Raw genomic sequence first — 17001 nt, forward strand, 5'->3', positions numbered from 1 at the left:
GATCAGGCCTTGCCGATCAGAATGATCGCCACGATCAGGCCGTAGATCGCGATGCCCTCGGCCAGGCCGACGATGACCATCGCCCGGCCGAAGACCTCGGGCCGTTCGCTCATGGCGGCCAGTGCGGCGGCTCCGGTGTACGCCACCGCGATCGCCGCGCCGATCGACGAGCCCGCGACCGCCACCGCCGCCCCCAGCAATGCCGCCCAGTTCGATCCGCCGGCCGCTGCGACGCCCGCGGCGCTGGCTTGGGCCGGGGCGGCCGTGAACGCCACGACCGCCATGACGGCCGCGGCCGCCAGCAGTGCGGCGTTGAGCACCAGCAGGGCGCGGGGCACCGCACGCGGATGCCGCCGGGCCAACGCCCGTGCCGCCCAGCACACCAGCAGTACCGCCGGCAGCACCCCAAGCCACAACGCACTCATGGCAGCACCTCCTCCGAGCCCGGCCCGGGGCCCGGATCGCCACGCCACGGGCGGAACGGCCGGCCGGTCGTCTCGAAAACGCGCGAGAACAGTTCGTAGTACTCAAGACGCAGGGCCTGCACACCGGCGACGAGGGCCTCCAGGCCGAACGTCACCGTGTTGCCGGCCAGGAACACGACAGCGGCGGCGGCCACCCAGCCGCCACCGCGATGCCACAGGTCGGCGGTCGCCACCCACACCAGGCCGCCGAGGGCGGCGTGGGTCAGGCCGAACGCGGCGAGCCGGGCGAAAGACACAACGTTCGCACCGATCCTGACGACCAGGTCGAACAGCTGCACCGCGGTCTGCGCAACCGCCGCACCGCCGCCACCCGCGGCCGCGTGAAGCCCGACCGCGGCGAGGAGGAGGCCGCACCCGGCCACGGCGGCACCGGTCACCGTGACCGGCACGGCGCCGGCGTAGAAGCCGGCGGCGACGCAGCCAAGACCCAGGAAGACCGCGGCGCCGGCGACCCCTGACGGCGCGTACAGGGCTAGCCGGACGGAGCCCTCGCGCCAGCGGTTCACCACGCCGACGGCGAAGGCGGCGGCGAGCAGCACCGCACCGACCGCGACGCCGGCGGTGAGCAGCCGCACCGGCTCCGCAAGCGGCTCCAGCCACAACGCCGGTAGGCCGGTCGGGCCGAAGCACTCGCCGAACAGCACACCGAACAGCGTGCCCGCCAGCCCGGCCCCGGCGATGAACAGCCAGGCGTCGCGCAGCGCCGGCCATCGCCGGGGTGGGTGCAGGCGCAGCGCGACGGCGATGGCGACCAGCACCAGGCCGTGGCCGGCGTCGGCGAACATCATGCCGAACATCACCACGTACGCCACCCCGGCCAGCACGGACGGGTCGACGTCCGCGTACGGCACGGTCCCGTAGGTGCCGACCAGCGGGGCGACGGACCGGCCCACCGGGCCGGCGGGCACCAGCAGCGTCGGCGGGTCGACGCCGGCCGGGCGGGGAAGCGGTACGAGCGCGCCGCCCAACGGTGCGATCCGCGCCGCCAACGGCGCCCGCTCACGCTCCGGGCACCAGCCCCGATAGGCCGCAACGCCCTGCTCGCGCACCGCCCCCGAGCGCATCCGCGCGGTGCCGGACCCCCGTTCGCCCGCCGGGCGTCCGCCGGCGTCGACGGGCTCGAGCTCCACCACACCGGCTGCCGCGACCTCAGCCAGGACCGCGTCCAGCGCCGCCTCGGGCGTCACCAGGGCGATCCGGCTCATGCGGGTCGGAAGCATCCGCTCCCGCAGCCGCACCGCGCTCATCGCGGCACCTCGCGTGGATCGTAGAGTTCGGCGAGCACGCCGGCTACGACGTCGGAGACGGCCCGATCGAGCCGCTCCGTGGCGCGGCGGCGCACCTCGTCGGCGTCGTGGCGGGCGGCGGCCATGAGGGCGTCCCCGGCGCGGCTGTCACCGGCTCGGGCCTCGGCGAACGCCTGCGCCCGGGCGGCCGGCGCCGCACGCCGGGCCCCGGCGACGACGCGCCGTGCCGCGATCACCGCCCGGCGGCGCCGTGTGTCCGCCCCGGTCTCCGCCGTGGCCCGGATCGCCGCGGCCTCGGCCGTCGTCTCCCGCAACGCGGCGAACACCGGCAGCAGCTCAGCGGCGGCCTCCGCCGCGGGGTCCGCGGGAACGGCCGCCGGCCGGGCGGCCCCGGGCGGGCCGGCCGGCCGGAAGCGCTGCAACAGGTCGGCGATGCCCACCGCCGGCACCCACTTCCCGTCAGTCCCGCCGCTACCGGCGTGGCTCCGACACGGCCTCCGGCAATGGTGCGACCCGTGCGGCGAGCCAGGCGGCCCGCGGCGGATCCGCCGACCCGCCCGCCGCGGGACGACGGCGGACCGCCGGCACGCACAATGCGATGAGGACCGTGCGGACGCCGGTGACGATTGCTGCCGCGAGCAGCGTTGTGGCCACTGCGCTCACCTCACTGGTGTCGGGGCTCCAGGACTCCGACGGTATGCCGCACCGGTCGGGTCTGGCAGTGCTGGAGCCGCTCGGAACGGCCGGCCCGCCGCACCGCGCGGATCGTGGCGTGCCGGGTCATCCTGGAATCATGAGCACCGGCGGCGCCGCGCTTGTGGCCGGCAGTGTCCGGGCCCGTGCCCTCGTCCGCCGCTGCATCGGCCCCGCGGCGGCGCGCCGGGTCGCGCTCTGCCACACCCTCGGCGCCGCGCTCGATATCCTGGCCTCGACACCCTATGGTCGTGACGTCCGGCCGGGCCAGGGCCTCGACGAGGCGCAGGAGGCGGTCGCGGCGACCCTGCTGTGGCACCTGCGGGTCCTCGCCGGCTGGCAGCCCGGCCGTGCCGTGGCGACACTGCGGGCGCTGGCCGGCTGGTTCGAGATCAGCGATGTCGAACGGCGGCTGCGACAGCCGGGTCGCCCCGTGCGGTACCGCGTCGGCGCGTTGGCGACCGCGACCCCACGGCTGGCCCGAGCCGGCACGGTGGACGAGGTGCGCGCGGCGCTCGCCGCGTCGGCGTGGGGCGATCCGGGGGAGGCCGGCGCGCACGCCGTGGCGCTGAGCATGCGGCTGGCGTGGGCGCAGGGGGTGGCTGCGCTGCCGGCCGCGCGGGCGTGGGCCTGCGGCGGTGCGGCACTCCTGGTCGCCCGGGAACGATGGACGACCGGGCGCCCGCTGCCGGCGCAGGTGGAGCGCCGCGCCGCCGCGCTGCTCGGCCCTCGGGCGCTGCGGTCCGGCTCGCTGGCCGGCTTCGCCGCCGCGCTGCCCAGGTGGGCGGCCTGGCCGTTCCCGGACATCACCGCGGCGGTCGACCTTTGGCGGGGCGAGACCCGCTGGTGGCGGCGCCTGGAACGGGACGGGCGGTCCCTGCTGAACGACTGGCGGTTCGGCGAGGGTGCCGCGCTCGGTGCGGCGGCCACCCTCGCGGTCGACGCCTGGCGAACCCGGGCGGCCCTCGCGTGCGCCGCGGACGGTGGAGCCTCCGCGGACTTCGACGTCATCGCCATGCCCGGCCCGTTGGGCGGGTAGCGGGCAGCACCGCGGCCGGCGCGGTGGGCCGGGCCCGTGGACCCGGCCCACCGGGGCCGCAGCCACCAATCGTCGGGGACCGTGCGGTACTCAGGCCGTCCAGCCGCCGTCCGACGTGATGACGGCGCCGTTGACGTTGCGGGCCTCGGCCGAGCCGAGCCACGCGACGAGCGCGGCGATCTCGTCCGGCTCGGCCGTGCGCGACTCGCGATCGAACGACTGCTCGAACCGCCGGAACGCCCAGTCGGACTTGGGGAACGCGGTGCGGCCGATGTTCGTGCGCACGCCGCCCGGGCAGACCGCGTTGGTCCGGATGCCCTCCGGGCCGTAGAGGTACGCGAGCGACCGGGTGAGGCCGATGAGCCCGTGCTTCGCCGACACGTAGGCGGTGCCGGCGACGGAGCCGGTCAGCCCGCCGATCGACGACACGTTCACGATGGCGCCCTCGCCGTTCGTGCGCATGATCGGCACGACGGCCCGGCACAGCCGCATCGGGCCGGTGAGGTTGACGGCGATCACCCGGTCCCAGGTCTCGTCGTCGAGCTCGCCGACCGGCAGGAAGTAGTCCATGATCCCGGCCACGTTGGCGAGCAGGTCGACGAAGCCGCCGGGCGGGGCGGCGACGACGCGCTCCACGTCGCCCTGCACGGTGATGTCCGCGTTGAGCAGGTCCGCCTCGTAGCGCTCCGCGGCGAGCAGCTTGGCGGTCGCCTCCAGGCCGGCCGCGTCGACGTCGCAGCCGACGACGCGGGCACCCTCGCGGGCGAGCCGCAGCGCCGTCGCCTGCCCGATGCCCGATCCGGCGCCCGTCACCAGTGCGACGCGCCCGGTGTACCGCTGCTGTGTCATCTCGATCCTCCGATCTCGGCCGCCGGCCGCGGCCGGGCAACGGCCGTGACCGGCGGCGGGTGGTTGTCAGCCGACGTTGAGCCGCGGCGGCAGGTCGTCCTTGTGCCGTTCGAGGCGGACCTCCGCTGCCGGCTGCCGGGGCGCCCGCGTCAGGGCGCGCCGCACCGTGCCGAACGCTCGCAGCGCCATGTCGTGGCGCCGAACGATGCGCATCGAACTCACCTCCCTCCGTCCCCACCGTCGTGCGGACCGGACGGAAGCGTCAGAGCCGAAGGTCCCGCCGTGGTACCCGCGTCGGCGGGACCTTCGGCCGGTGCGCACCGCCGCCGTGGCCGCCAGGTTTGAACTGAGAACGCAACCCGCACGAAGGAGTGATCACCATGAAGGCGGCCGTCGTCACCGGTTTCGACCGTCCGCTGCAGATCGAGGAGCTCCCGGTCCCGACGCCCGCGCCGGACCAGCTGCTCGTCCGGATCGTCGCGTCCGGCCTGTGCCACACCGACATCCACGCCGCACACGGCGACTGGCCGGTGAAGCCCACCCCGCCGTTCATCCCCGGCCACGAGGGCGTCGGCGTGGTCGAGGCGGTCGGCGACGGCGTCGCCGCCGACTGGCTCGGCAAGCGGGTGGCGATCCCCTGGCTGGCCGCGGCGTGCGGGCGGTGCCGATACTGCCTGACCGGCTGGGAGACGCTGTGCGAGCGGCAGCTCAACAGCGGATACTCGGTCAACGGCGCCTACGCCGAGTACGCCGCCGCCTACGAGCGCGGCGTGGTCGAGGTGCCGGACGGGGTCTCCTCGCTCGACGCCGCGCCGCTCACGTGTGCCGGGGTCACGACGTACAAGGCGATCAAGGTGGCGCAGGTGCGCCCGGCCGAGCGGGTCGCGGTGTTCGGCGTCGGCGGGCTCGGACACCTCGCGGTGCAGTACGCGCGCATCGTCGGCGGCCTCGTCACGGCGGTCGACGTCGAACCGGCCAAGCTGGAACTGGCCCGGGAGCTCGGCGCCGACCACCTGGTCAACGCGCGCACCACCGACCCCGTCGCCGAGATCCAGTCGGTCGGCGGCGCGGACGTCGCCGTCGTGCTCGCCGCCACCGAGAAGCCGTTCGAACAGGCGCTGCGCTCGCTGGCCCGGGGCGGCCGCCTCGTCTGCGTGGGCCTGCCCGCCGGCGGCAGCATCCCGGTGCCCATCTTCGACACGGTGCTCGGCGGCCGGTCGGTGATCGGCTCGATCGTCGGCACCCGGCAGGACCTCGCCGAGGTGTTCGCGCTGCACGCGGCCGGCCGGACCCGGGTGATCTCGCGGACCCGCAAGCTCGACGAGGTCAACGCCTGCTTCGAGGAGATCCTGGCTGGCCGGGTGCCGGCCCGCCTGGTGTTCGAGTTCTGAGGCCGGCCGCCGATCAGCGGGGCTGCCGACGAAGCCGCGGGCGCACCGGCTGCGGCCTCAGTGCCGGTGCGTCGCGTCCGGGTGGCGGGGGTCGGCCGGGTGCTCGTAGCCCGGCTCCAGGCGCACCAGGGCCGCGCACCGCTCGTCGAGCCAGGCCGCGAACCGGCGCTCGGCGTCCTCCGCGCCCAGCCGGGCGGCCAGGTCGGCCCGCACCTCGTCGAACGGCTGCGGGTAGCGGTCCCGGTTGCGGCGGTGGTAGTCGGCGGCGACCTCGTCCGGCGCCGGCCGCGGCGGCGCGACCCGGTCCCGCAGCGCGCGGGCGAGGGGGTGGGCGGCCACGACCGCGGCCGTCACCCCGCCGGTCCGCAGCGCCTCCGCGAGCGTGAGCGGGCGCGGCCCGTCATCGGCGGCTGGAAGCACCCCGAGGGCGGCCGCCTCGTGCTCGACCACGGCCTCGGTGACCAGCACCTGCACGAGCCACCGGCGCAGGTTGCGCCCCTCGGCGGTGTCCGGGTGGGGCAGCCGCGCCGCGAACGGGCCGCGCCGCATCGCCGCCAGCCGCTCCTCGACGGCGGCGACCGCGATCGGCCGGTCCCCGACCCGGGCGGCGACCCCGCTCACGGCACCACCTCGACCGTCAGCGGGGCCGTGTAGTGCAGCTCGCCGGCGTGCGCGAGCTTGGCGAGCACCCACCAGCGGCCCGGCTCGTGGTCGTGCGGCACCTGCACCGGCAGCTCCAGCCGGGCCGGCGGCGCGACCCGGGCCGCGGCCACCGGGAACAGCCGCCAGGCCGGCCACGGGCTGACCAGCCGCACGTCGACCTCGATCGGCCCGGCGGCGTCGGTGCCGAGGCCGAGCCGGAGCACGGACTCCTCGCCGGCCCGCAGGGTCAGCGCGTCGCAGCCCCAGGACGCGGTGACCGACTCGGGACCGGAGGCGTCGACCAGCAGCCGGGCCACGTCCTCCACCAGCCCGTCGGTGCGGGCCCGCACCCAGTGCACACCCCGCGCGGCGCCGGGCGGCGGGACCAGCACGACCGGCGTCGCGGTGAACCCGCCCGGGTCGAGGTCGAACGGGAAGGTGCCCGGCTCGGCCCGCCATCCCGGTGGCGCCTGGATCTCCACGGTGCCGCCGCAGCGCGCATCGACCCGGTTGGAGGCCACGGTCGCCGTCAGCGTGACCGGGCCGTCCGCGACCGCGACCGGCGGGTCGAGGTGCAGCGCGACCGGCAGGTTCCCGGTCGGCGCCGGGCCCGCGTTGTCGAGCCAGTACTTCGCGTACGCCGGCGCGGGAGGCTCGTGCGCGGGCGGGATCGGCCCGACCCGGATCGTCGCCTGCCCGATGTCCGCGCCGCCGAGCGCGAGCCGGACGGCGCCGTCGGCGTCGACGGGCAGCGCGGCGCCCGGCGTCTCCAGCAGGTCCACGGCGTGCGCCTCGCTCGCCGGCGCCCAGAGCCGCAGCCGGGCCTCGGTGGGGCGGCCCGACGCCTCGTACAGCCGGACCGTCACACCGTCCACTGTGGCCGGTGCGGCGCCCGACGCGAGCGGGTTGCCGGCCGGCTTCAGCGCGGTGAGGACGACGTCGCCGGCGGCCTCGACGGTGACGAACGACCCGGCCGCCGGTCCGCCGTCTCCCGCTGCCAGACGGGCGTGCAGCGGATGGTTCAGCTCGTGGCCGTGCCGGACCAGGCCGGCCGCCCGCCAGTCGCCGGGTGCGGTGACCAGCGCGTACTCAAAGGTGTGCGACCAGTGCTGCTGCTGGAAGGTCGAGCCGTCCGGAGCGGTCCGGCGGGGCGGGTCGATCCAGACGCCGGACGGCCAGCCGGTGCACGAGCGGACCAGGGACAGCTGGAGCGCTCCTGACGTGTCGACCGCGAAGCCCGGGATGCCGCGGTTGAGCAGGGCCACGGTCCGGTCGTCGAGGTCCGGGTCGGGATCGGTCCGGCCGCCGGCGGGGCGCGTCGCCGGCACCGTGCCGGTGCCGACGTCGCGGCAGAAGCCCTCGACGTCGCCGATGACGACGAGCACCGGCAGGTCGAGCAGCCCGGTCAGGTCCGCGTTCGGCCGCCACACGTCGCTGAGCGCCCGCTCGGCCGGCAGCCACACCCTGGCCCGGCCGGTCGCGGCGAGCTGCCGCTCGACCTCGTCCGCGCCGCCGGCCGCGGCGACGACCGCGTCGGTGTAGGGCGTGCGGCCGACGGCGATCCGGACGTCGGGCAGGTTCGAGTCGACGGCGAGCCGGCCGTAGCGGGTGCCGTCCGGGCGGGACGTGGTCGCCGTCACGCCCTGCCTGACCAGGGCGACGGCCAGGTCCCGCACGTCGTCGTCGGCGACGATCTCGGCCACGCCGATCGCCCGGGTGTGCCGCCGCGCGCCGTCGGGGTCGCGCACCTCGACGCGGGCGGTGCTGGACACGCCGAACCAGTGGTGCGCCGGGTTGTCGAGCGTCCACGGGGCGTGCTCGCTGTCGGCGTCGATGAGCCCGAACCCGCGGCCGACAACGGCGTTGCCGACCTCGCTGACCGGCAGCGCGCCGGGCACCGCGACCGGCCAGCAGAGCCGCACGAGCTGGTCCTCGCCGGCGAAGTCGTCGAGGCGGGTCACGAGCTCGATCCGCGATTCGCCGCTCCACAGCGTGATGACCTGGCTGTATCGCATGGGCCCGCACTCGCCGGTGACGGTGATCCGCTGGCCGAGCGGGCCGTGCTCCGTCCTCGTCGTGGTGGCCGGCCGGCGGGCGGAGCCGTGGGTGGGCGGTCCCTTCGGCAGCAGGTGCCAGGGGCCCTCGTGGAAGCGCGGGTGGGCCGGATACTCGCAGTAGACGTGCAGCTCGTTGCCGACCCGGCCGGGCTGGAGCAGCTCCCGGCCGGTACGCAGGTCGACGACGCTGGACACGCAGCCGCCGCGCCCGGGGTCGACGGTCACGCGGTAGGCGTCGTTGCTGATGACCGGCTCGCCGACTTCGGTCCACCGCTCGGTCCGGCCCGGCAGCGGGAACGTGCGGTAGCCCAGCGGCGGGACGTCCGTGGCGCGGAACACCACGTCGCCGTCGTCCGTCCGGACCCGCACGACACCGGACCGGGTCCACGCCGACGGGTTGAAGACGACGACGCCGCCCGACGGCGGGGCAAGGTGCCGCAGCGCGTCGTCGAGGACCTTCGCCGCCAGGTCGTGCGCCTCGCGCCAGCCGGTGAGCAGGTCGAGATACACCTGGTCGGACTCGCTGCCGGTGATGGCGTCGTGGTGCGCGCCGTAGACCAGCTGCCGCCACGCCTTGTCGACCGCGGCGTGCGGGAACCCGGCCCCGCGGGCCGCGGCGACCGTCGCGAACAGCTCGGCGTCGGTCAGCAGCGCCTCGGCGTGGCGCTGGGCCTGCTTGGTGTCGATGAACGACACGTCCTTGCCGGTGTAGACGGGGTTCATGTCGCGGGTCTGCGGGCTGAGTCGTCGTCCCTCGGCGCGGACCGCCGCGAAGAACTCCCGGGGCAGGCCGCAGACGAACCGCGGCGACACATACCGCGCGTTCCAGTGCCGGTGGATGTCGGTCACCCACTTCGCCGGCGGCGTGTAGTCGGTGCCGACCGGCAGGAGCACGTTGCGGGTCGCGGCGACCCGCTTCAGCAGCAGGAACAGCTCATACACGCTCTGCTCGGCGGCCTCCAGCGTCGGCTTGCCGTCGATGTGCCAGCCGGCCGAGTAGTGCGCCGGCATGTAGTGCGTCAGCACGCCCCGCCCGGACGGCGACACCCATTCGAACTCGGAGCTGAACTGCATCACCGACGGGTCGCCCCAACCGTCGCGCGCCTCATACGTCCACAGCATCGGCCCCCACTGGTGGAACGGGCCGCGCGCCCACGACGACGAGTCCAGCCCCGCGTCCGCAACCAGGCCGGGGAACTGCGGGTCGTGGCCGAACGCGTCGAGCTGCCAGGCGGTGCGCGGGTCGCCGCCGACGACGTCGCGCTGGAACCCGACGCCGTGGACCAGATTGCGGATCGTCGACTCCGCCGAGGTGAGGTTGGTGTTGGGCTCGTTATACGTCCCGCCCATCAGCTCCAGCCGGCCCTCGGCGAGCAGGGTGCGCAGGTAGCCGCGGTCGTGCGGGTGGCTGTCCCAGTAGGGCTTCAGGTAGTCCAGCTCGGCCAGGACGAACTTGTAGTCGGGGTCGCGGCGGGCCGTCTCCAGGTGCAGGCGGACCAGGTCGAAGCCGGTGCGCTGGAACTGCGCCCGGAACTCGGTGCCGAGCCGGCCGGCGCGGTCCCACGTCGCGGTGTATGCGGCCTGCGTGTTCCACCAGACCGGGTCGTAGTGGAAGTGCGGCACCATCCACACCGTCCAGCCGGGCTCGGCCACGGTGAGCTCCGCCTCGACCGGCGGGCCGCCGTCGGCGGTGACCCGGATCGGCACGACCGTGCCCGGCGGCGCGTCGCAGTCGACGGCCACCTCGGCGAGAGGCCCGGTCGCCTCCGCCGCGCCGGACACGCCGTCGCCGGTGACCTGGAGGCGCCCCGGCCAGTCCGCGACCTCGACCCGGACGACCTGCCTCGGGCCTTCGACGAACAGCTCGGTGCCGGCAACGGTGAGGATTCGCATGGGCCCAATGATGCTCGCCGGGTACGACAGTTTCCGGCGGTCGGCCTTGGTAGAGCTAGGTATACCGAAAGAGTCGACCCAGCACCATGGTTGGGGGACCCGGCGCTCGCCTAGCTTGGGTGGCATGACGCTGCTCAGGGCCGCGATGCGGCCCCGGTTCCTCGTGTCGGCGTGGCCGTGGCGCGGGATCGCCTACGCGACGACCACGGCCGTGGCGGCGGGGCTGCTCTGGCTCGTGCTCGCCGTGCCGGTCGCCCCGCTCGCGCTCGCCGTCGTGGTGCTGCGGGCCGGTCCCTCCCTGGCCGGCGCGGCCGCGCTCGGGCTGCTCGGGGTGGGGCTGCTCGCGCTCGTGGGGCCGCGGCTGGCGCTCGTCGTGGCCGGGGCGGAGCGGTGGCGGCTGCGGCTGGCCGAGGACGCGCCGGCGCCGGCCCGCCCCCGTGGCGGCGGCCTCTACGCCGACCCGGCCACCTGGCGGGCCGTGGCCTACCTGCTGCTGCTCGGCATCGTGGCGCCCGTGTGGCTGGGCGCGCTCGCCCTCGTCGGCCTGCTCGTCGCCTCCACGCCGGTCGCGGTGCACCACCGGGTGGCGACCATGGACTCGGCCGCGAACGTCCTCGGGCGGGCCGCGCTCGGACTGCTGCTGATCCCGGTCCTGTTGTACCTCGCCGCCGCGCTCGGCGGAGCCCATGCCGCGCTCGCCCGGCTGCTGCTGTGCGGCGAGCCCGACCCGGCGTCGGCCGAGTTGGTCGAGGTGACCCGGTCCCGGGCGCGGCTCGCCGACGCGTTCGACGCCGAGCGGCACCGGATCGAGCGCGACCTGCACGACATCGCCCAGCAGCGGCTCGCCACCCTGACCATGCAGCTCGGCCTCGCGAAGCTGGACCTGCCGCCCGGCTCGCCCGCGGCGGACGCGGTGGCGACGGCGCACGAGCAGGCCAAGGCGCTGATGGTCGAGCTGCGCGACCTGATCCGCGGCATCAGCCCGCGCACGCTGCGCGAGCTGGGGCTGCGGGCCGCGGTCGAGGAGCTGGCCGCCGCCAGCCCACTGCGGGTGCGCGTCGACGCCGACCCGGGCCGGTTCGCGCCGGCCGTGGAGACCGTCGCCTACGCCGCCGTGTCGGAGGCCCTCGCCAACGCCGTGAAGCACGCCGGCGCCACCGAGGTCGCCGTCGCCGCCCGGCCGTCGGGCTCGCCGTCCCGGCGGCTGCTGGCCGTCGAGGTGCGCGACGACGGGCGCGGCGGCGCCGACCCGGCCCACGGGTCGGGCCTGACCGGCCTGGCCGACCGGGCCGCCGCGGCCGGTGGCCGGCTGCTCATCTCCAGCCCGCCCGGCGGGCCGACGATCCTGCGGGTGGAGCTGCCGTGCGCGTCGTGATCGCCGAGGACTCCGTTCTCTTCCGGGAAGGGCTCGCCGGGCTGCTCGGCCGGTTCGGGTTCGAGGTCGTCGCCGCGGTCGGTGACGCCGCCGAGCTGGTGACGGCGGTGGCGGAGACCGCGCCCGACCTCGTCGTCACCGACGTGCGCATGCCGCCGGGGTTCACCGACGAGGGGCTGCGGGCCGCCGTGGCGCTGCGGGCGGCGCATCCCGGGCTCGCCGTGGTGGCGCTGAGCCAGTATGTGCAGCACAGCTACGCCGGCGAGCTGCTCGCCTCCGGCCAGGGCCGCGCCATCGGCTACCTGCTCAAGGACCGGGTGGCCGACGTCGCCGAGTTCGCCGGCATGCTGCGGCGGGTGGCCGACGGCGGCACGGTCGTCGACCCGGAGGTCGTGCGCCAGCTCATGCTGCGCGGCCGTGACCCGCTCGGCCACCTGTCGGCCCGCGAGCGCGAGGTGCTCGCGCTGCTCGCCGAGGGCCACTCCAACGCGGCGATCGCCCGCACGCTCGCGCTGACCGAGGCCGGCATCGGCAAGCACATCGGCAGCCTGCTCGCCAAGCTCGGCCTGCCCGTCAACGACGACACCAACCGGCGGGTCCTCGCCGTGCTGACCTACCTGCGCAGTCAACAGTAAGGAGCCTCTCCGTGAGCAGCCCCGTCCTCCCGTGGCGGCCGTCCGGCGTGTCCGGCCGCACCGTCGCCGTCCTCGCCGCCGTCGCCGCGGCCCTCGTCGCGGCGTTCGTCGTCGCTCCCGGCCCGCTCGCCGCGGCCGGCTCGGGCGGTGACCTCGACGGCCTCCGCGGGGCGTTCGCCGAGTACTGGAGCGCCGGCGACCGGCCGCTCTCCCCGGCCCTGCAGCGGGCCGTCGACTACTGGTTCGGCTACCACCTGGTGAAGGGCGCGATCGCCGCCCTGCTGCTGGTCGTGCTCGCCGCGCTCGCCGTGCGGCTCGGCCGGTCGTTCCTGCGGACCGGCGGCCCCGGCACCGGCCGGCGGCTGGCGCTCGGCGGGTCGGGCGCGCTGGTCACGCTGCTCGGGCTGTTCGCGCTCGTCGTGGTGATGGCCAACGTCCAGGGCGCCGTGGCACCGTTCGCCTCGCTGCTGCCGATGCTGAGCGGCGGCGACCTGGCCCAGGCCCGCGAGCAGCTTGCCGGCTCGCTCACCACGGGCGCCGCCGTGTCGCCGGCGCTGCAGGCGATGGTCGACGACTTCGGGCGCTACCACGCGGCGATGGCCGTCGTCGCCGGTCTCGTGACGGTCGCGTTCGTCGCCGTGGCCGTGGCGCTGTGGCGGCGGTTCGCCCGCACGCCCCGCGACTCCCGCCGCGCGAGGGCCGTGTGGGGCGCGCTGGGCGGGCTGTCGGTCCTGCTGTCGCTGGCCATGCTCACGGTCGCCGTGGCCAACACGACGGTGGCCGCCGACCCGGCCCCGGCCCTGCTCGCCTTCTTCGAAGGCGGCTGGTGACGCCGGCGCCCCAGCGGCGGGCGGTCACAGCGTCCCGCGGTGCCAGGCGTCGGCCTCCGCGGCGAGGACGTCCTCGTCCACGGCCGCCGGCGTGCGCGGGCCGGCGGGGTCGCAGGCCGCGCACACCACGAGCTTGTGCACGACCGGGAAGCGGGTGCCCGTCGCGTTCGTCCAGGTGCCGGGCACGTGCAGGACGGCGAGCAGGGTGTCGGCGCCGCACCGGTGGCAGGTCCACTCGCCGGTCATCCGCGGCCGATCGCGTCGGCGCCGAGCAGCGCCTTGAGGTCGCCGTAGAGCGCCGGTCGCGGGGTGACCCGGAACGGCCGCAGGTTCAGCAGGACGCTCGCCGCCCGGCGGTGGTGCAGGCGCACGTGGACGGGGGCCTGGCCCGGATGGGCGGCCAGGATGTGCCCGAGCTCCCGGACGAGGCGCGGGCTCACCTGGGCCGGCTGGATCGAGATGACGACCGGCGGCTCGGTCGGCGCCCGGGTGACGTCGAGCAGGGTGACCTCCTCGCCGTAGACGCTCGTCGTCTCGTCGCGGACGTTGATCCGGCCGCGGACGGAGACGACGCGGTCCTCGGCGAGCACGTCGCGGTACACCGCATAGGTCTTGGGAAAGATCAGGCACTCCACGGCCGCGTCGTGGTCCTCGACCGTCAGCACCGCCCACTGGGCGCCCTGCTTGGTGACCCTGCGCTGCAGGCCGGCCACGATGCCGCTGATCCGGGCCGCGCCGTCCGGCCGGCCCGAGGCCAGCAGGTCGGCGATCGTGGTGTCGCGGTTGGCGTCGAGCACGTGTTCGGCGCCGTCGAGCGGGTGGCTGGAGACGTACAGGCCGAGCATCTCCCGCTCGAAGGCGAGCAGCGTGGCCCGGTCCCACTCGCCGTCCGGCAGAGCGACCGAGAAGGTGGCCTGCAGGTCGGCCTCGCCGAACAGCGAGTCCTGCCCGTAGGCCGCGTGCCGCTTCACGTCGAGCACCGCGTCGACGGCGGGCTCGTGCACGGCGACCACGGCCTTGCGCGGGTGCCCGAGGCTGTCGAAGGCGCCGGCCTTGGCGAGCGACTCGATGACGCGCTTGTTGCACACGACGGCCGGCACTTTGGCGAGGAAGTCGGTGAGGTCGGTGTACGGGCCGTGGGCCTGCCGGGCGGCGACGACGGCGTCCACCACGCCGGCGCCGACGTTGCGCACGGCACCCAGGCCGAAGCGGACGTCGGCGCCCACGGCGGTGAAGTCGAGCCGGCTGGCGTTGACGTCCGGGGGCAGCACCCGGATGCGCAGGCGCCGGCAGTCGGACAGGTAGACCGCCATCCGGTCCTTGTCGTCGCCGACCGACGTGAGCAGCGCGGCCAGGTACTCCTGGGGATGGTTCGCCTTGAGGTACGCGGTCCAGTAGGAGACGAGGCCGTAGCCGGCGGTGTGCGACTTGTTGAACCCGTAGCCGCTGAACGGCACGAGCACGTCCCAGACCGCGCCGATCGCCTCGGGGGAGTACCCGCGCGAGCGCATCCCGGCGGAGAAGCGGTCCCACTCGGCGTCCAGGACCTCCTTCTTCTTCTTGCCCATCGCGCGGCGCAGCAGGTCCGCGGCGCCGAGGGAGTAGCCGGCGAGCTGCTGCGCGATGGCCATCACCTGCTCCTGGAAGACGACCAGGTGGTAGGTGTCGCCCAGGATCGGCTCCAGCGCCTCCGCGAGCTCCGGGTGGATCGGCGTGACCGGCTGCCGGCCCGTCTTGCGCAGCGCGTAGTTGGTGTGGGCGTTCATCTCCATCGGTCCCGGCCGGTACAGCGCGTTCACCGCGGCGATGTCCGTGAACGTGGTGGGCTGCATGAGCCGCAGCAGCACTCGCATGCCGGCGCTGTCGAGCTGGAAGACGCCGAGCGTGTCGCCGCGCGCCAGCAGCTCGTAGGTGCGGGCGTCGTCGAGCGGCACGTCGAGGATGTCGATGTCGACGCCCTTGTTGGCGCGGACGTTCGCGATCGCGTCGCCGATGACGGTGAGGTTGCGCAGCCCGAGGAAGTCCATCTTCAGCAGGCCCATGTCCTCGGCCTGGGTGAACGGGAACCCGGTGACAACCGGGCCGTCGGCCTTCGGCCGGACCAGCGGGACGACGTCGACGAGCGGCTCGCTGGAGAGGATGACGCCGGCGGCGTGCACGCCGGTGCCCCGGGTCAGGCCCTCCAGCCCGGCCGCGGTGTCGAGGACCTGCCGGACGTCGGGATCCTGCGCGTACATCTCGCGCAGCGCGGCCGCCTCGCCGTGGCGCGGGTGGTGCTCGTCGTGGACGGCGGCGAGCGGGATCTCCTGCCCGCCGTCCGCCGCCGGGAACGCCTTGGTGATCCGGTCGCCGAGCGCGTACGGGAGGCCGAGCACGCGGCAGGCGTCCTTGACCGCGGCCTTCGCCTTGATGGTGGTGAAGGTGACGATCTGGCAGACCCGGTCGGCGCCGTACTTCCGGGTGACGTAGGCGATCATCTCGTCGCGCCGCCGGTCGTCGAAGTCGAGGTCGACGTCCGGCATCGTGATGCGCTCCGGGTTGAGGAAGCGCTCGAAGATCAGCTTGTGCTCGATCGGGTCGAGCTGCGTGATGCCGGTGCAGTAGGCGACGATCGAGCCGGTGGCGGATCCCCGCCCGGGGCCCAGGCCGATGCCGTGTTCGCGGGCGTACCGGCAGATGTCGGCGACGACGAGGAAGTACCCCGGAAACCCCATGACGTCGATGACCGACAGCTCGTAGTCGATGCGGTCCAGGATCGCGGGCGGCAGGTCGTCGCCGTAGCGGCGGCGGGCACCGCGCAGCGTCTCCCGGCGCAGCCAGCTCGACTCGCTCTCGCCGCCGGGCACCGGGAAGCGCGGGGTCAGGTCGCGGTGCGCGAAGACGTCGCCGTAGTCGCCGACGCGCTCGGCGACCAGCAGCGTGTTGTCGCAGGCGCCCGGCACCGCGTCGTCCCACAGCGCGCGCATCTCGGCGGCGGAGCGGATGTGGTAGCCGCTGCCCGCGAACCGGAACCGGTCGGTGTCGGCCAGCTGCCGGCCGGTGCCGACGCACAGCAGCGCGTCGTGCGCCGGTGCCTGCTCGGCGGTGACGTAGTGCGAGTCGTTGGTGGCCAGCGGCGGCAGGCCCAGCCGCTTGGCGAGCTCCAGCAGCTCGCGGCGGACCCGGCGCTCGATCGGCAGGCCGTGGTCCATGAGCTCCAGGAAGTAGTTGTCGCGGCCGAACAGGTCGCGGTACCGCGCGGCGGCCTCGACCGCCCGGTCGAACTGGCCGAGCCGCAGCCGGGTCTGCACCTCCCCGGACGGGCACCCGGTCGTGGCGACGATCCCGCCGGCGTGCTCGGCGAGCAGTTCGTCGTCCATCCGGGGGTACTTCTGGACATGGCCCTCCAGCCAGGCCCGCGACTGCAGCCGGAACAGGTTGCGCAGCCCGCGGGCGTCGGCCGCCCACATCGTCAGGTGCGTGTACAGGCCCCGCCCGGAGACGTCGCCGCCTTCGCCGGTCTCGTCGTCGGACCGGCGCAGCGCGAGGTCGTCGCTGTAGTAGACGGGCTTGCGGTGCTGCCGGCCGGCCGGCGCGAGGTACGCCTCGATCCCGATCACCGGCTTGATCCCGGCCTTGCGGGCCGCCTGGTGGAACTCGTACGCCCCGTGCAGGTTGCCGTGGTCGCTCATGGCCACGGCCGGCATCTCCTGCCGGGCGACCTCCGCCACGAGCCGGCCGATCTTGGCGGCCCCGTCGAGCAGGCTGTACTCGGTGTGCACATGGAGATGCACGAAGGACGCCGCCGACACGACACCTCCTGGTTGTAGCCTCGTCGTTGTCGGAAGCATTCGATCCGAGAGCAGGCAGCGATGTCCAACAACCG

Annotated in this window: 14 protein-coding genes; 5 read left to right on the forward strand and 9 right to left on the reverse strand. The window is 75.3% G+C overall.

Going from position 1 to position 17001, the window contains the following annotated elements; all coding sequences use genetic code 11:
• Positions 1–2: 2 nt before the first annotated feature.
• The 3 genes from IEZ31_RS60540 to IEZ31_RS60550 are packed head-to-tail and all read right to left on the reverse strand — an operon-like array spanning position 3 to position 2172.
• Complete coding sequence (locus tag IEZ31_RS60540) at positions 3–425, reverse strand: ATP synthase subunit C (RefSeq protein WP_190256574.1); 423 nt, start codon at positions 423–425, stop codon at positions 3–5.
• The gene (locus IEZ31_RS60545) at positions 422–1732 is read right to left on the reverse strand and encodes a V-type ATPase 116kDa subunit family protein (RefSeq protein ID WP_190256575.1); all 1311 of its coding nucleotides are present in this window, start codon (positions 1730–1732) and stop codon (positions 422–424) included. The genes IEZ31_RS60540 and IEZ31_RS60545 overlap by 4 nt, the downstream gene beginning before the upstream one ends.
• Positions 1729–2172 carry a hypothetical protein gene (locus IEZ31_RS60550; RefSeq protein WP_190256576.1) on the reverse strand — a complete coding sequence of 148 codons (444 nt, stop codon included), beginning with the start codon at positions 2170–2172 and terminating at the stop codon, positions 1729–1731. The genes IEZ31_RS60545 and IEZ31_RS60550 overlap by 4 nt, the downstream gene beginning before the upstream one ends.
• Positions 2173–2525: 353 nt before the next feature.
• Between IEZ31_RS60550 and IEZ31_RS60555 the strand changes: the two genes are divergently transcribed.
• A complete protein-coding gene (locus IEZ31_RS60555) occupies positions 2526–3464 on the forward strand; it encodes a serine/threonine-protein kinase (RefSeq protein WP_190256577.1) in 939 nt (312 codons plus the stop codon).
• A gap of 90 nt (positions 3465–3554) precedes the next feature.
• Here IEZ31_RS60555 and IEZ31_RS60560 read toward each other — a convergent pair whose 3' ends face one another.
• Positions 3555–4313: an SDR family NAD(P)-dependent oxidoreductase gene (locus IEZ31_RS60560; RefSeq protein WP_190256578.1), complete on the reverse strand. Its 759-nt coding sequence runs from the start codon at positions 4311–4313 to the stop codon at positions 3555–3557.
• A 66-nt stretch (positions 4314–4379) separates the two neighbouring features.
• Positions 4380–4526 (reverse strand): hypothetical protein, encoded by a 147-nt coding sequence (locus IEZ31_RS60565; RefSeq protein ID WP_190256579.1) that lies wholly within the window; start codon positions 4524–4526, stop codon positions 4380–4382.
• Between the two features lie 167 nt (positions 4527–4693).
• Between IEZ31_RS60565 and IEZ31_RS60570 the strand changes: the two genes are divergently transcribed.
• Positions 4694–5704 carry a zinc-dependent alcohol dehydrogenase gene (locus IEZ31_RS60570; RefSeq protein WP_190256580.1) on the forward strand — a complete coding sequence of 337 codons (1011 nt, stop codon included), beginning with the start codon at positions 4694–4696 and terminating at the stop codon, positions 5702–5704.
• 57 nt (positions 5705–5761) lie between these two features.
• Here the strand turns inward: IEZ31_RS60570 and IEZ31_RS60575 are convergent, their stop codons facing one another.
• Both IEZ31_RS60575 and IEZ31_RS60580 read right to left on the reverse strand, forming a co-directional pair.
• On the reverse strand, positions 5762–6325 hold the full coding sequence (locus IEZ31_RS60575; protein WP_190256581.1) for a DUF7158 domain-containing protein: 564 nt from the start codon (positions 6323–6325) through the stop codon (positions 5762–5764).
• Positions 6322–10296 (reverse strand): glycoside hydrolase family 38 N-terminal domain-containing protein, encoded by a 3975-nt coding sequence (locus IEZ31_RS60580; RefSeq protein WP_190256582.1) that lies wholly within the window; start codon positions 10294–10296, stop codon positions 6322–6324. The genes IEZ31_RS60575 and IEZ31_RS60580 overlap by 4 nt, the downstream gene beginning before the upstream one ends.
• A 124-nt stretch (positions 10297–10420) precedes the next feature.
• Between IEZ31_RS60580 and IEZ31_RS60585 the strand changes: the two genes are divergently transcribed.
• Genes IEZ31_RS60585 through IEZ31_RS60595 form a run of 3 tightly spaced genes read left to right on the forward strand, consistent with a single transcriptional unit; the run spans position 10421 to position 13136 of the window.
• Positions 10421–11671, forward strand: coding sequence for a sensor histidine kinase (locus IEZ31_RS60585; RefSeq protein ID WP_190256583.1), 1251 nt, complete (start codon positions 10421–10423; stop codon positions 11669–11671).
• Positions 11659–12306 (forward strand): response regulator transcription factor, encoded by a 648-nt coding sequence (locus IEZ31_RS60590; RefSeq protein WP_190256584.1) that lies wholly within the window; start codon positions 11659–11661, stop codon positions 12304–12306. Before IEZ31_RS60585 ends, IEZ31_RS60590 begins: the two co-directional genes overlap by 13 nt.
• A gap of 11 nt (positions 12307–12317) precedes the next feature.
• Positions 12318–13136: a hypothetical protein gene (locus IEZ31_RS60595; protein WP_229836925.1), complete on the forward strand. Its 819-nt coding sequence runs from the start codon at positions 12318–12320 to the stop codon at positions 13134–13136.
• 24 nt (positions 13137–13160) lie between these two features.
• Here the strand turns inward: IEZ31_RS60595 and IEZ31_RS60600 are convergent, their stop codons facing one another.
• Entirely contained in the window at positions 13161–13382 is a 222-nt protein-coding gene (locus IEZ31_RS60600) for a DUF6300 family protein (protein ID WP_190256585.1), read from the reverse strand.
• Positions 13379–16966 carry a DNA polymerase III subunit alpha gene (gene dnaE / locus IEZ31_RS60605; RefSeq protein WP_190256586.1) on the reverse strand — a complete coding sequence of 1196 codons (3588 nt, stop codon included), beginning with the start codon at positions 16964–16966 and terminating at the stop codon, positions 13379–13381. Before dnaE ends, IEZ31_RS60600 begins: the two co-directional genes overlap by 4 nt.
• Positions 16967–17001 lie beyond the last annotated feature (35 nt).

The organism is Dactylosporangium sucinum (assembly GCF_014647515.1).
Taxonomy (GTDB): Bacteria; Actinomycetota; Actinomycetes; order Mycobacteriales; family Micromonosporaceae; genus Dactylosporangium; species Dactylosporangium sucinum.

What these genes read in the sequence shown, in the direction of transcription:
- IEZ31_RS60540 (WP_190256574.1), bottom strand. Translation starts at nt 425, where the DNA reads ATGAGTGCGTTGTGGCTTGGGGTGCTGCCGGCGGTACTGCTGGTGTGC.
- IEZ31_RS60545 (WP_190256575.1), bottom strand. Translation starts at nt 1,732, where the DNA reads ATGAGCGCGGTGCGGCTGCGGGAGCGGATGCTTCCGACCCGCATGAGC.
- IEZ31_RS60555 (WP_190256577.1), top strand. Translation starts at nt 2,526, where the DNA reads ATGAGCACCGGCGGCGCCGCGCTTGTGGCCGGCAGTGTCCGGGCCCGT.
- IEZ31_RS60560 (WP_190256578.1), bottom strand. Translation starts at nt 4,313, where the DNA reads ATGACACAGCAGCGGTACACCGGGCGCGTCGCACTGGTGACGGGCGCC.
- IEZ31_RS60565 (WP_190256579.1), bottom strand. Translation starts at nt 4,526, where the DNA reads ATGCGCATCGTTCGGCGCCACGACATGGCGCTGCGAGCGTTCGGCACG.
- IEZ31_RS60570 (WP_190256580.1), top strand. Translation starts at nt 4,694, where the DNA reads ATGAAGGCGGCCGTCGTCACCGGTTTCGACCGTCCGCTGCAGATCGAG.
- IEZ31_RS60580 (WP_190256582.1), bottom strand. Translation starts at nt 10,296, where the DNA reads ATGCGAATCCTCACCGTTGCCGGCACCGAGCTGTTCGTCGAAGGCCCG.
- IEZ31_RS60585 (WP_190256583.1), top strand. Translation starts at nt 10,421, where the DNA reads ATGACGCTGCTCAGGGCCGCGATGCGGCCCCGGTTCCTCGTGTCGGCG.
- IEZ31_RS60600 (WP_190256585.1), bottom strand. Translation starts at nt 13,382, where the DNA reads ATGACCGGCGAGTGGACCTGCCACCGGTGCGGCGCCGACACCCTGCTC.
- dnaE (WP_190256586.1), bottom strand. Translation starts at nt 16,966, where the DNA reads ATGCTTCCGACAACGACGAGGCTACAACCAGGAGGTGTCGTGTCGGCG.